We start from the raw sequence: 14,548 nt of genomic DNA, 5'->3' as shown, positions 1-14,548 counted from the left end.
GGATATGCATTCGCCCCTTCCCTGAAGGTAATTTCGGGATTTCCCAAATACCGTCATTACAGAAAAAATGTACATTTTGTTAAATTTTATTTCATACCAAAAAGTATCCTGATTGCCGCATTGTGCTAATTTTTGATCGCCTCAAGACTCGCTCTCAATTGATCGAGCAAATCATCCGCCGGATGCCGTTCTTTCTTGGCTTTGGGTTCGGCAACGGCGACTTTTTTGCCCTTTGCGGCCGACTTCTTTTTGATAAGCTTGATCAATTCGGCTTTGTACGTGTCTTTGTATTTCTCGGGCTCGAATTTGTCGGTGAGCTGGTCGATTATCGTCATGGCCATATCGAGTTCTTTTTTGGTGACCGATATTTTGGCTGTCGGAAGTTTGAGCTCGTTGGGATCGCGCAAGTCTTCCTCGAACCTGATTTGCACCAGGACGATAGCGTCGTCTTGCGGCGTAAGGATTCCCAGGTGTTCCGACGATCTGATGATGAACTTGCACAATCCGACCTTTCCCGACTTTTTCAAAGCGTCCCGCAACAAAGCGTAGGTTTTCATCGCGATTTTGTCCGGCTCGATAAAATACGGTTTCTCGAGATAGCGAGACGGGATTTCGTCTTCTTTCACGAACTCGAAAATGTCGATCGTCTGGGTTTTTTCGGGCATGGCGCTCGCGATATCGGCTTTGTCCAGAATTACGTAATCGCCGTTCTCCTTTTTGTAGCCTTTCGCAATTTCATCCCAAGGCACTTCCTTTCCGTCTTTTTTGCAGACTCTCACGTATTCGATTTGGCATTGGTCCTTCTTTCTGATCATGTCCAAATCGACGCGATGCGACTGCGATCCGCTGTATAATTTTACGGGAATGTTTACCAGCCCAAAGCTGATTCCGCCTTTCCAAAGTGCTCTCATCTGTCAAAATTTTTCCAGACAAAGTTCTGACTCTGAACAAAATTCGGCTTATATCGTTCGCATCAAAGCTTGCACCTTTAGCGGTTGATGCCGTAATCATGCAACGTGCGACAAGAATCCTGTAAGAAGTTTCAAAATTCGAAGCCTCAACTTTGCATTCAACCAAAAACAAAGGTCATGAATGCCAACAATCCACTCAAGGTCATCGGTTCGAAACTATGGTTGCAAACGAGAATCAGTTTGCTCAAAGTAAGATTTGCCGCTTCCGGAATGATGCGAAGTTAGCGTTCGGCCTATCCTAAAAAAACGTATTTTAGTACTACTCAATTTAATCCCCACCAAGCAAAATGGCTTCCCCAAGGCGATGTTTGTTTATCGATGACGATGTGGACGACCAGGAATTCTTTTGCGATGCGGCAACGACCATCGATCCTGAAATCCTGTGCACGTTCGCCTCAAACGGAGTAGAAGCGATCGCCAAGCTCAAGGACGATTCTTTTACGCCCGATTTCATCTTCATCGACATGAACATGCCAAAAATGAACGGGAAAGAAACCTTAGAGGAAATAAGAAAAATGGAGCGACTCAACGAGGTCGCCGTTTTCATTTACTCGACGGCTGCCGCTCCAAGAACGACAGAGGAAATGATGGCCTTAGGCGCCACGGATTTTCTCATAAAACCGTCGTCTGTGCAAGGTTTACAGGATTTATTGGGAAAAATACTAAAATAACCTATGACTTCACATCCTGGCGCATCTTTCCTTCAAAGCGGAGGAGAACTTGGCGAATTGATCCGCAACAAAGATTGGGGAAAAACGCCTTTGGGAGAACCATCTTCTTGGCCACAGCCGCTTAAAACCGCCGTCCGGATCATCCTGACATCCCGTCAGCCGATGTTCGTTTGGTGGGGAAAAGAACTGATCAACATCTATAACGACGCTTACAGATCAATTGCAGGAGGAAAACATCCGGAGTCGCTCGGGCAGCCCGCGTTCGAGGTCTGGAAAGAGATCTGGCACGAAGTCGAGCCGCGCGCCAAGCAGTGTATCGAGGAAAATATCGGTACGTATGACGAAGCTTTGTTGCTGATCATGGAGCGAAACGGTTATGCCGAGGAAACCTATTACACTTTTTCATACAGTCCGATCGCAGACGAAGACGGAAAGCCTCAAGGCATCATTTGCGCCAATACGGACGATACGGCCAAAATCATCGGGGCACGCCAAATGCGGACATTGCGCGATTTGGCCAAAAATCTCAACCACCAGAACAACCACGACATTTATCGGTCGACGCTTGAGATCTTATCCGAAAACCCAAAAGATTTCCCATTTGTTACTTTATACGAAGTGAGCGAGGACGGAAGCGAATTGCGCCTCAAAGGCAAGTTGCCGCAAAATTTGCCTGACAGTCTTTCGCAATCGTTCGTGCCTTTCGGAAAAGAACGGCAACGTTTCCCGGAACTTACGCGTGCCATTCGCGAAAGTTCAATCGAATCGGTTGGCGATTTGCGCAACAGGTTCGGAAATATTCCAACGGATATTTGGACGGAATCGCCAAACGAGGCGTTATTGGTTCCGATTTTACAGACAAACCACGAATTTCCTTTTGCCCTGCTTTCCATCGGACTCAATCCATATCGATTGCTCGACGAGGAATACAAGGATTTTTTCAGGCTCGTGGGCGACCAGATCGCGGGCGCACTGACGAACGCTTACGCCTTGAAACGCGAGCGGAAAAGGGCAGAGGCGCTGGCCGAAATAGACAAGGCAAAGACGATTTTCTTCAGCAACATCAGCCACGAATTCCGCACGCCGCTCACTTTGATGCTCGGTCCGCTCGAGGAAATGCTGAACAATCCGAATTCAAAGCAATCACAGGACGATCTCAAAAATATCGAAATCACGCACCGGAATGCGATGCGACTTTTGAGGCTCGTGAATTCGCTCCTGGATTTCAGCCGGATCGAGTCCGGGCGCGTGCAGGCCAAATTCCGTGCGGTTTGCCTGGGACAATTCACCAAAGATCTCGCGAGTTCTTTCCAATCGCTTTTCGAAAAAGCCGAACTGGAATTCGAGGTTTTCACAAATGTCAGGTCAGCGGCTTATGTCGATTCCGAAATGTGGGAAAAAATCGTGTTGAATTTACTCTCGAATGCTTACAAATACACGCTTTCGGGCAAAGTTTCCATAGCTGTCACAGAGAGAAGCAACATCGTCGAAATGAAGATTTCAGACACCGGAATCGGAATTTCGCAAGAAGAGATGTCGCGGCTTTTCGAGCGTTTCCACCGCGTCAGGAATTCGGGCGGACGCAGTTTCGAAGGCACGGGCATCGGACTTTCGCTCGTAAAAGAACTCGTCAAACTGAATCACGGAGCGATTTCCGCCCAAAGCGAATTGGGAAAAGGCACGACTTTTACGGTGACGATCCCAACGGGAAAAGCACATCTGGACGAATCGGACATCATCGATTCAGACATTGCGGCTACCGAAATCAGTCCGAACAGGTATGACGACGACGTGATCCGGTCGATCGCAACCGAATCCGAATCAGAACAAAATCCAGGAGATTCCAACCAATTCCTCAAAATCCTCGTGGTCGACGACAACGCCGACATGCGCGATTATGTATCCAAACTGCTTTCGAGCCAATACATCGTGGCCAACGCGACCAACGGAATCGACGGTTTGCAAAAAGTGCGCGAATTTAATCCGCATCTCATCATAAGCGACATCATGATGCCCGAAATGGACGGCATCGACATGATGCGCCAACTCAAGTCTGACAAGGCATTTTCGCAGATTCCCGTCGTGCTTTTGTCGGCAAGGGCCGGAGAAGAAGCCAAGATCGAAGGCTATGAACTCGGTGCAGACGATTATCTCGTCAAGCCTTTTTCGGCAAAGGAATTGCTCGCCAGGGTAAAATCGCAGTTGCAGCTTTCAAGTTCGCGCGAGCACGTGAATTCGCAACTTCGCAACGTTTTTCTTCACGCTCCCGTGGCGATATGCTTGCTCAAAGGACGCGACTTTGTGGTAGAAATAGCAAACGATCGCATTCTCGAGATTTGGGGAAAACCCCGAGAGAAAGTGCAGGACAAGCCGCTTTTGCAAGGTTTGCCCGAAGTGGAAAATCAGGGTTTCCGCGACTTGCTGGAATCGGTTTTCGACACGGGAATTCCGTTCGTAGCCGACGAAATGGCTTTGGAAATCATCGAAAACGACGCCTCGAACAAGATTTACGTCAAATTCGTCTACGAACCTTATCGCGATGAAAACGGCAATGTGGAAGGAATCATGGTCGTGGCCGACGAGATTACCGAAAGCGTCATGGCACGCAAAAAAATCGAGGCCGGCGCCAAGCGATTCCAGCTCGCGATAGAAGGCGCGAACATGGGGAATTTCGAATGGGATTTCACGTTGGACGATTTCAGTTATTCGGGTCGTTTGGCCGAGATTTTCGGCTATCCGGATTCGAACGATTTCCATCATACCGATTTCATCGGGAAAATCCATCCCGAAGATTTGCCATTGCGCAATGTCGCGATAGCCGAGGCGATAAAATCGGGCAAATTGTTCTATGAGGCGCGCATCATTTGGCAAGACGGAAGTTTGCACTGGATTCGCCTGAACGGCAATGTGGAAACCGATGCCGATGGAAAACCCCTGAAAATGTTCGGAACCGTACTCGACATCACCGACGAGCGACTCCAAACAGCGATTCTCGAAGAAAAAGTGCAGCATCGCACAAGCATTCTGGCCGAAAGGAACCGCGAACTCAAACAAAGCGAGGAACGCTACCAGCGCATGACCGAGGAAGTCCAGGATTACGCGATATTGTTGCTTGATACCGACGGGACAATCCTGAACTGGAACAAAGGAGCCGAAAAGATTAAAGGCTATTCGGACAAGGAAATCGTCGGGAAGAACTTCACGATTTTCTATTCGCCAGAAGATCAGGCAAGCAAATTGCCGCAATCGCTTATAGAAGAAGCCCAGAAAACCGGACGCGCGACCCACGAAGGTTTCAGGATTCGCAAGGACGGCACCGTTTTTTGGGCGCTTGTCGCAATCACGGCCTTGCACGACGACCAAAACAACGTCATCGGATTCTCGAAAGTGACGCGCGATCTCACCGAACGAAAGCTGGCCGAGGACAGAATGCAGAGATACAACGCCGAGCTCGAGTTCCAGAACCGGGAACTGGAACAATTCGCCTATGTCGCTTCTCACGACTTGCAGGAACCTTTGCGCAAGATCCAGATGTTTTCGGGCATGCTCGAGCGCAACCTGCACGATGCCGAGGTTGCCGCGAGATATTTCGACAAGATCAATTCGTCGGCGGAAAGGATGAGCGAACTGATTCGCGCGGTGTTAAATTACAGCCGATTATCGCGCATCGACGAGCATTTCGTAAATGTCGACCTGAATGAGGTTTTAAAGAACGTCTTGGTCGATTTTGAGTTACTCGCGGAAGAAAAAGGCGCGGAAATCAAAGCCGATCTTTTGCCGACGATCACCGCGATCCCGTTGCAGATCAACCAACTTTTTTCGAACCTGATAGGAAATGCGCTCAAGTTCACCGAAGTCGCGCCTGTGATTACGATGAAGGCGCGAAAAGTTTTGGGAGCCGATCTCAATTTCGAGAACGTGCATTATCCCGAAAAAACTTATGTGGAACTTGTTTTTTCGGATAATGGAATTGGGTTCGAGCAAAAGTACGCCGATCAGATTTTCACGATTTTCCAGCGACTCAACCAACGCACTTCGTTCTCCGGAACGGGAATCGGGTTGGCTTTGTGCAAGAAGATCGTCGAGAACCACCAAGGTTTCATCAAAGCCGAAAGCCAGACCGGGAAAGGCGCCTCCTTCTATATTTATCTTCCAGCTCAGGATTTTTGACGTTGGGAACTGATTTGCGTGTACCGTTATTTTCTTACGAAGAAGTTTTGGTTTTTTGAGACCTATCCAGCCCCGATGCTGTGGATAGCCTTTTGAAGGAAACGCCCTGTTTTTGCCTTTTGGCCAAAGCGACCAACGGAAGCTCTTGGGCAAAAGTCTGCAAAAACCGGCGGTTTCGAGAAAGCTAGGAGCAGGCAGCGGGATTGGCTTCAAAAAAAATCAGATTCAGTTCGAGATCCTGTTGAAAACATTTCGGTCATTTTAAAATGTTTCTTGGATTCGAATCCCCAAATTTGCATAAAACACGAAAGATGGATTGGATCGTTTTGATTGTCGCAGGCTTGTTTGAAGTCGCTTTTGCGTCTTGTCTTGGAAAAGCCAAAACCGCCTCGGGAACGGAAATGTATTTGTGGTACGCGGGATTTCTGGTGTCGCTAACCGTTAGCATGTTGCTCTTGATGAAAGCCACCGAAACCTTGCCGATTGGCACTGCTTATGCGGTTTGGACCGGAATCGGAGCGGTCGGGACCGTTTTGGTCGGGATTTTCGTGTTCAAGGAACCGGCCACTTTTTGGCGTATGTTTTTTATCGCGACTTTGGTTGGATCGATCGTTGGATTAAAGGTTGTTTCGCATTGATAAGCACTTGCTGAATCTCAGAAAGGATAGCCGATGGCGAGGTTGAAAACTAGATTTTCCTTGCGCCAGCCCGCGTTCCCGAATTCGATCTGGTCGATTACCCAACGTTCGTTTTGCGGAAGCCACGGTTTTCTGAGCGGAAAGGCCAGATCTGTCCGGAGCACCAGAAAAGAAAGGTCGAATCTCAAGCCAAGTCCGGTTCCGACGGCCATTTCGCTAAGGAATTTGCTTGTGAATTTTGCACCCGGAAGCGGATCGTCTCCCGTGCCGTTGTTTCTCAGCCAGATATTTCCCGCGTCGACAAAAACCGCTCCGTGCACGATACTGAAAAGTTTCTGACGGATCTCTGTGTTCATCTCGATCTTGATGTCGCCCGATTGATCGGGCAGGAATTCGTTGGTGTCGGTCTCCGCGCGATACGTTCCCGGCCCGAGCGATCTGGCGCGGAATGCCCTGATGCTGTTTGTTCCTCCGATAAAAAATTGCTTGATGAAAGGAAGTGAGGTCGAGTTGCCGTAAGCGTAGCCAAAACCTCCAAAAATGCGGCTGGCGAGCTGTGTGTTTTCGCTGAATTTCCAGTAATGACGGAAATCGGCTTCGACTTTTACATATTGGCTGAACGGCACTCCGAAGACTTTTGTGGTATCGCCTTTTTGCACGTTTGCGCCTGTCGCGACTCCGGCAATGGTTCCGGCCACGTCCAAAATGCCTTTGAAATAGATTTGGTGTTTCAGGCGTTGGCGCATTGTATTGGTGTAGGTGTAACTGTACGAAGGCCCGAAAATGAGTTGTTTTTCAATGACTTTTTCAAGCGTTCCCGTATTGTCTTCGCGAATCCTTTCCATGTATAACTCCGTTACGTTTCCGGGATTTACGTAGGTGATTTCGGTGAGCTTGAGTTCGTGGTCGCGTCGCGGATTGTCTTTCCACAGGTAACTGAACGAGCCCTTGAACGAATTGAGTGAGTACAATTGCTGGCGCATCTGGTATTCGTAACCCAGCGTGGCTTTGGTTCTCGGCATGAATCCGCTTGGCGTATCGAGTTTGAAAGGCGCGACAAAACGCGGCCAGACGAGATTCGTTTCGCCACCGACGCGATAGACGTTGAAGCCTTTGTTCTGTCCCGAAACCTGTACTTCGAGTCCGCCGAAGGCCGTTATCTGAAGTAATTCGGCACCTTTGAACGTGTTTCGGTTGCTCCAGTTCACGTTGAGTTCCGTTCCTGTGTAATTGGCCGAATTCGTTTTGGCGAGTATTTCCACGCGGATCGATTTCTTCGGAAGCGGCGTGAGGTAGTAGAACGCATCGAGTTTGTCGCCGGCCTCGTCGTCCACGACCTTGAAATCGTTCTTCACGAACTTGAAAACGCCAAGGTTCGTGAGTCGGCTCAACGTCAGATTGTGGTTGTTGCGGCTGTAAGTGTCGCCTTTCTTGAAATACATCGTCCGGTCGAAAATGCGCGGCCTGAACATGTTTTGTTTGTCGATTATGACAAAATCGTGGTAATAAGTCACGTCAGTCGAGTCGATTCCGACCGTGTCCCGTCTCACTGAAAAACTCGGATAGATGAAAATGTCGTTGATCTTGTAGACTTTCTTGGCGGCGTCGGGCGTTTCGTCCTTGACCTTGACGAAAAGGTCGACTTTGTGTTCGCCAATCGTGCTGTCAACCTGGACTTTGAGGAAATCGGGACTGAAAAAGAAATAGCCTTTGTTCTTCAATCGCGTGTCGATGCGGTCGCGCTCGTCCTTGATCACGTCGAGGTCGAATCCGTCACCGACTTTGAGCAAACTGCGGCGTTGCGTCCTGGCGATCGTGCTGTCGAGATCGGAGTCGATCGAATCTTCAGGGAACGTCACGCTTTTGATCGTATATCTTGGACCGGGCGTAATCGTATACCTGGCCTTGGCTTTTTTGCCGCGACGCGTGGAATCGGCCGATACGACAGCTTTAAAATAGCCTTTGTTCTGGGCGTAACTCTGTAGAACTTCGGCGTTGTAATCGAGGTCGACCTGATGGAAAAGTACAGGCTCTTCGCCTACTTTGTTGCGAAGCCAGTTACGGAAACCTTTGTCTTTCTTGGGTTCGCCGGCCAAATTCCAGATGTAGAGCTTCGGGCGCAATCCCAAAATGGCTTTGTTTGGCCGCGGACGCGTCAGTCCTTCGAGGTCTTTCTTGAGTTGCTTGCGGTTCTTTTTGGGCATGGAGTCGGACTTGATTTCGACATCGGCTCCCAAATACAGCAATTCGCCTTCTTTGAGATATTTGGTGTTGGAACACGATGCGACAACGAGCAAGGCCAGTGTCGCCGCGATGTTTTTTAGGGTCGGACGTAAATTCACGGTCGGGATTTTAGTCGGTTTTGCTGGCGGATTTTGTTTCGCCTCGGAATTCTTGCGCCACGCATGTGGATTTAAAGTGGATACAAATTCGTGCATTGTTTGCGCCAATTGGCGTCGCACGGGTCGCAACTCAATGGGTTTTGGCCACAAATACACGAATATTCTGTTCGTGAGGCTATCTGACGGATTTCTTTTGCCGGATTCTTTTAACCGCGAATTTGCGAATTTATGCTCGTTACGGTTATCGGACGAATTTTCCGCCTCGCTTCCGGATCTATGCGAATATTGTTCCGCGAAAGCTAAACCGTCGCTACAACTGTTACTGCAACTGCAACTGCTTCCTCCACTGCAACTGCAACTGCAACTGCGTCCGCCACTGCCACTGCAACTGCCACTGCCACTGCAACTGCGTCCGCCACTGCCACTGCAACTGCCACTGCCACTGCAACTGCAACTTCTCCTGAACAGACTAATCCTTATCCTCATCCGGCTCGGTGTTTTGGATTTCCTGAAGCTTGGCATCGTTCGCGGCTTTTTTGCGTCTTTCAGCTTCCTTCAATTCCTGTTTCTTGCGTTTTTCGTCTCTCAGCATGCGTTTTTCTTCGGCGCTTTTGTGGAAAAGTTCACGGAATTTGTTGTAATCCATCGTGATCGTGAAGGCAACTCCGGTTTCGATGACCTGGCCTTGCAACGCCATTTGGTACTCGTTTTTGCGGTAAGCCCGAACGGCGTAGCGCCCGTCTCTCGTGAGTTGGTATTCGGCCGACAAATCTCCGGCGATGTTGTTGGCTTCCTCGTTTACCTGTTGCGGGCCTTCGAGTCCGAAGTTGCTTCCGACGGTGACCTTGAGCCTGTCGTTCAAAAGCGTTTTGGAAACCGCGACGTTCAGGTCAGTTCGGTTTTCTCTAGCGCCTGTCGTGTAATCGTCGGTTGATTCCAGATCGAAATTCACCTCGATTCCACCAATCAGTTCGGCGGCGAGATTGTTCAATTGCTGCGACAGAATCTTGCTGACCGATTGTCTGGCGAAAGTTTCACCCGAAAGTCCGCCGGCTTGGCTGGAGAAAGGATTTTCCCCGATGAATCTGTTCAAAAGCAGCAAAGCAAAAACCTGTTTGTTCAACTCGGCCGGATCTTGCCGCAACTCGGCCAATTTGGTTCGGGCCGCGTCGACAATGTCCGATGAAACGCCGTAGTTCTTGTCCGGAAGGTCAATGTCAAATGAGATTTCGGGTTTCAGAAATTGTCCCTTCATCATCAGTTTGGCCTGAAACGGAAGTCGTTGTTTGTATGTATTTCGCATAGAAGCCGATGTTTCTCCGCCCAATTGGTTTCCGACCAAATCGATAGGAGCGGTGTTCGCCGTGTAAATCGCGGTGATGTTGATGTCTGCAGATGTCGGATCGCCCGTCCAAAGCAGATAACTTCCGTCGGCGATCTCAAATCTGCGTCTGATCAGATTGAACGACATCTCATACGCACCTTCGGACAATTCGTAACGTCCGGTAAGCGTCGTTTTCCCCGACGGATCGATGCCACCGTTGAGTCGCGCTTCGCCTTTGAGCTCGAGATAGTCGCCGTTTCCTTTGTCGATCACAAGCGACAATTTGGCTTCTTTGTTGACTTCGATATTCACGTCGACGTCCATTCCCTTAAAGCGCGATGTTTTTAACGAATCGGCTTCCGTCATGAGTTTTTCGGTCAATTCGGGATTGTCGACGTCGATGAATTCCACGATGCCTTCGCGGTCGGCGATTCCCGGATCAGGTTGCGGCAGGACGACGGTAAAATCGGTTTTTTCGTTGATCTTGAGTGAACCTGTCACCACCGGCTGGTTCAAATCTCCGGCGACTTTTAGGTTGGTGTCGAAATACAGTTTCCCGTAAAACAGGTCGTTGTCCTTTTCGGTGGAATTCACCGCACGGAAATCGTCGGCGCGAATCGTCATGTCGAATCCGAAATCGCGATAATTCGAGGTCAGGATTTTCCCGTTCAGGTTGAGCGTGTTCTTTTCCTCGTCGGTAAACGAGAATCTGTTGAAGACGATGCCTTCGTCGGTAAACGAGATTTTCTCGTCATTCACTGCCAGCGCCGAACCCAATTCGGTAACGGTAAATTTGGTGTCGTTGAAGACCAGATCGCCGTTTACGTCTGGATTGTCAGCCGTTCCCGTGATCTTGAGTTTGCCCGACAAAAAGCCGCTCGATTTGGCAATCTGTCCGAAAGAAAAAGCCTGCACGCTTTGCATCTGCAGTTTGTTCAAATTCAGGTTCAGATCGAAAGTCTTGGCGGCGCTGTTGTAATTCCCGTCGAGTTTCACGTCGTTTTCGTTGCCCGAAATCGTCACGTCGGCGCGATAGGTGTTGGCGAGTGTGTTGTCGACCTTGATGTTCACGTTTCCAACCGTGTCCTTGCTGATCTTGAGGTTTTCGATAGTCAGATCTGAAGTGAAAACCGGATTCGTCTGCAAGTCCTTGAGATTGGCTTTGCCGTTGAGATTTCCGCCGAGCGAAAAACCGTCTTTCGTTTCCTTGGAAATCATCTTGGTGATCGTCTCGATCTTGAAATCGGTGAAAGTAACGTCGACCGGAGCGTTCATGTCCTGGCTCGCCGATTGCAGTTTGATGCTGCTTCCGTCTTTGGAAAGCTCGAAATTCTGCGCATTCACGCCGCCGTTGGCAAGTTTGATCTTGTTTTCCGGACTCAGATTCCAAGGATCGTAATTCAAAGTCAATCCGTCAGGATTCAGATGGATTTCGTTGATCTGGTCAATCGATTTCAGGTCGCCCGCAATCTTGTAGTGTTCTTTTCCTTCGAGATCGCGCACCACAAGGTTGTAGGCGATCGTATTGTCTTTGAGGCTTCCGCTCAAATTGGTGTCGGGAAGCTGGAAGGTCTTGTTCTCGATATTGTCGATATTGATGTTGTAGACGATCGAATCGTTTTGGGTCTTGATGTCGATTGCGCCTCCGGAAATCGTGTTTTCGCCGTAAGTCAAACGCGGAATCGTGCCTTTTACCGAAATACTGTCGTTGGCCGATGCGTATCCGCCTTCGATGTGGATCGGTTCGAGGCGTTTGAGCTCGGGAACCAACTTCTGCAAAACCGGATCGTTGTGGACGTCGGCCCGGAATTCAAACGATTGGTCGCCCACGTCTTCCTTGCGCGCCTCGGCATTCGGTTTGGTGTTGTAATATTTTGCCACCGATTGGTTCAAAGCTGTCCCAACCTTGGTCAACTTGAATTTCCCGTTCATTTCGGCTTTCACAAATTGGGAATTTACCGCAAGTTTCGTGGAATCGGCAGTGGATTCGGCCGTCGCGTGGATGGAATCGAGCTGAAACTGGTCTTTCTCGGTCGCGATCACGAAATGGTAAGCCGAGACTTTTCCGTTAAGCATGTCGGGATTGGCATCGGCCACATCGGCTACGACTTTTCCTTTGAGTTTCATCGGGCCGGCGTGAAGATTGAGTTTCTCGAGATCGGCCATGTCGACGTTGAGTTTGAGTTTTACGTTCGACGGATATTTGTCCTTGAAATTCCCGCTCGAAACCAGATCGAACGTCAAATTCGGATCGCTCATATCAGCAATGGCGTTGAACTGGCCATTTTTGATGTCGCCTTTGAGGTTGAGATTGCGATAGGTGTAACCGTTGAATTCGGCTTTTTGAAGTTTGCCGTTGAGTTTTGCGATGGCGGTTTTGGGATCGAATCCGGTTCCGATGACTTTCGCTTTGAGGCTGATTTTCCCGATCGAATCGTTCTTGATGAGCTTTCCGACATCGAAATTGTCAAAAGTCACATCGGCGTCGTATTTCTCGCGATTTTTGATGCGACCGTCGAAAAAGCCTTTGACTTTGGCATTTCCGAACGAAGTTTTTACATCGAGATTGGCCACGAGGTTTTCGGCCGAACCTTTGAAAGTCCCGGCAAGATTGATCTTTGACGGCAATTGGATGTTTGCCGGAATCGTGCCTTTCGGAACAAAGCCGTAAATGTCTTTCGCGGTTGTCTGGACTTGTTTGATGTTCAGGTCGAAACGCGCCGTCTTGGCATCGGGCAAACCGACAATCCGTCCGCTGGCCGCGATTTTTGTGCTTCCGATTCCGCTAACTTCCAAATTCGGAATCTGTAAATCCTTGAGTTTTCCGTTGATTTTCCCGTTGATGAAAACCACGGCTTTTGGATTGTCCTTGAACGGATTCGTGTCTTCCAGAGTCGGGACGAAAAGCAAAATGTCTTCAAAAGCGATTTTGGAGTTTTTGAGATCGGCGTCCAAAGTCAGTTCGCCCGGATTGGTTTTGAGCGATTCCAAAGACGGATAACCCGCGATGAGTTTGTCGCGAACCTCGGTTTTTGGCGTTTTCAGATACAGATTTTTGGCGTAAGCCTGTTTTGGACCGTAATAGAAGTCGGTTTTGAGTTCCTCGATCGCAACACCGCTTTTGTCGCGCATTCTGAGCGTTTGGACATTGCCCGAAATGACTTCCGGATTGTAACTCAGATTAGTCGCCTTGAGATTGAATCCGGTCAGGTCGAGATGTTTGTAGTCGATTCCTTTGGTAACTTTGGGCGCGTTTTCGTCGTCGAACCTAAAGTCGATGTCAGACAAATCGGCTTGTTTCAGCTTCACGTTCCAGCCTGTCGTGGCCGCCTCCGACTTGAGTTCGATTTCGCGATTGACCTTGGCGACCTTGACTTTCCCGAGCGTAAATCCGCCTTTGAGCCCGTTCATTTCCATAGCCGAAATTTCGAGCGTCTGGCCTTGGATGTCGGTCTTGTCGAACTTCATCCTGAGTTTTTGGAGCGTCAGACCCGAGTTCAGGTTCGTTCCGGCATTGTCGTATCCGATGGCGATTCTGGTAAGGTCGACTTCGCCAAGTTTGATCCGGAAGTTTTGCTTCTGAGCAAGCGAATCGGCGACTTCGGCTGTTTTTTGTCCGATCTCGCGTATCAATTCGCCTTGTTTCAGCTTTAGTCGAAGTCCGTCCAAGACCACTTTCGGAACCTCGAAATCGAGTTTGTCCAAGTCGAATTTCTTGATTTTGGTGTCAAAATGGAAAAGTGAAACTTCGAGATCGTTTTTGGAAATCGCATCGGCGAACCGTACTTTGACGCGATCCAGATTTACGTTCCTGACCGAAATTTTCATGGGTTTGGAATTGGGATCGGACGGTTTTCCCGAATCGAAAGCCTTGATGATATAGTCGAAATTGAAAATGGAATCCTTGGAACGCGAGACATTGGCGTTGATGCCTCTCAAATCTACCGAGTTGATCTCGACCTCGCTCGACAACAACTTGAACAGGCTGATGTCGACCGAAATTTTTTCGCCGTGAAGCAAGGTATCGCCTTTTTGATCCTGCAGATAAATGCCTTCGACGATGACTTTTTTGGGAAGTCCGATCTCGATCCTGTCAATCCTGACGGGCGTTTTGATCTTGTCCTGGAGGTAATTTACGGCTTTGTCCTTTATGTAGTTCTGAACCGCCGGAACCTGGATCAGCAAAACCAAAAGCAAAAATAACCCAACGATCGAACCGACCGTCCAGGCGGAGATTTTCAGGGTTTTGCGTACATATTTATTCAACTCGTGTGTGTTTGCTTAAAGGTAAAACAAGCTTGGGCGATTTCAATGTTTGCTTGGAAAACTTTACGATGAAATCACTTACAAAAGTCTGTTTTAAATATGAATTCGGCTTGTAAAAATGGAAAGGAATATTACACGATTCGCATTTGGCCACTATTCGTATAAC

General features: G+C 48.9%; 6 protein-coding genes. 3 read left to right on the top strand and 3 right to left on the bottom strand.

The features are described 5' to 3' along the window. Nucleotides 1-125 precede the first annotated feature (125 nt). Nucleotides 126-911 carry a Ku protein gene (locus EOO49_RS06770; protein WP_290844006.1) on the bottom strand — a complete coding sequence of 262 codons (786 nt, stop codon included), beginning with the start codon at nt 909-911 and terminating at the stop codon, nt 126-128. Between the two features lie 347 nt (nt 912-1,258). Between EOO49_RS06770 and EOO49_RS06765 the strand changes: the two genes are divergently transcribed. The 3 genes from EOO49_RS06765 to EOO49_RS06755 all read left to right on the top strand — a co-directional run bounded on the left by EOO49_RS06765 (nt 1,259) and on the right by EOO49_RS06755 (nt 6,450). Beyond that, on the top strand, nt 1,259-1,642 hold the full coding sequence (locus EOO49_RS06765) for a response regulator (protein ID WP_290844005.1): 384 nt from the start codon (nt 1,259-1,261) through the stop codon (nt 1,640-1,642). A gap of 3 nt (nt 1,643-1,645) precedes the next feature. Continuing rightward, entirely contained in the window at nt 1,646-5,812 is a 4,167-nt protein-coding gene (locus tag EOO49_RS06760; protein WP_290844004.1) for an ATP-binding protein, read from the top strand. A gap of 311 nt (nt 5,813-6,123) precedes the next feature. Continuing rightward, a complete protein-coding gene (locus tag EOO49_RS06755) occupies nt 6,124-6,450 on the top strand; it encodes a multidrug efflux SMR transporter (protein ID WP_290844003.1) in 327 nt (108 codons plus the stop codon). Nucleotides 6,451-6,467: 17 nt separating this feature from the next. On the opposite strand, the gene EOO49_RS06750 is transcribed toward EOO49_RS06755, so the two are convergent. Together EOO49_RS06750 and EOO49_RS06745 are read right to left on the bottom strand one after the other, a co-directional pair. Further along, nucleotides 6,468-8,888, bottom strand: a complete 2,421-nt coding sequence (locus EOO49_RS06750; protein ID WP_290844002.1) for a BamA/TamA family outer membrane protein — start codon at nt 8,886-8,888, stop codon at nt 6,468-6,470. 373 nt (nt 8,889-9,261) lie between these two features. Further along, nucleotides 9,262-14,382 (bottom strand): translocation/assembly module TamB domain-containing protein, encoded by a 5,121-nt coding sequence (locus EOO49_RS06745; RefSeq protein ID WP_290844001.1) that lies wholly within the window; start codon nt 14,380-14,382, stop codon nt 9,262-9,264. Nucleotides 14,383-14,548: the final 166 nt, after the last annotated feature.

This window comes from Flavobacterium sp. (genome assembly GCF_004295795.1).
Lineage (GTDB): Bacteria > Bacteroidota > Bacteroidia > Flavobacteriales > Flavobacteriaceae > Flavobacterium.
The sequence above is the reverse complement of the archived record's forward strand: the minus strand, read 5'-3'. Positions and strand labels throughout refer to the sequence as shown.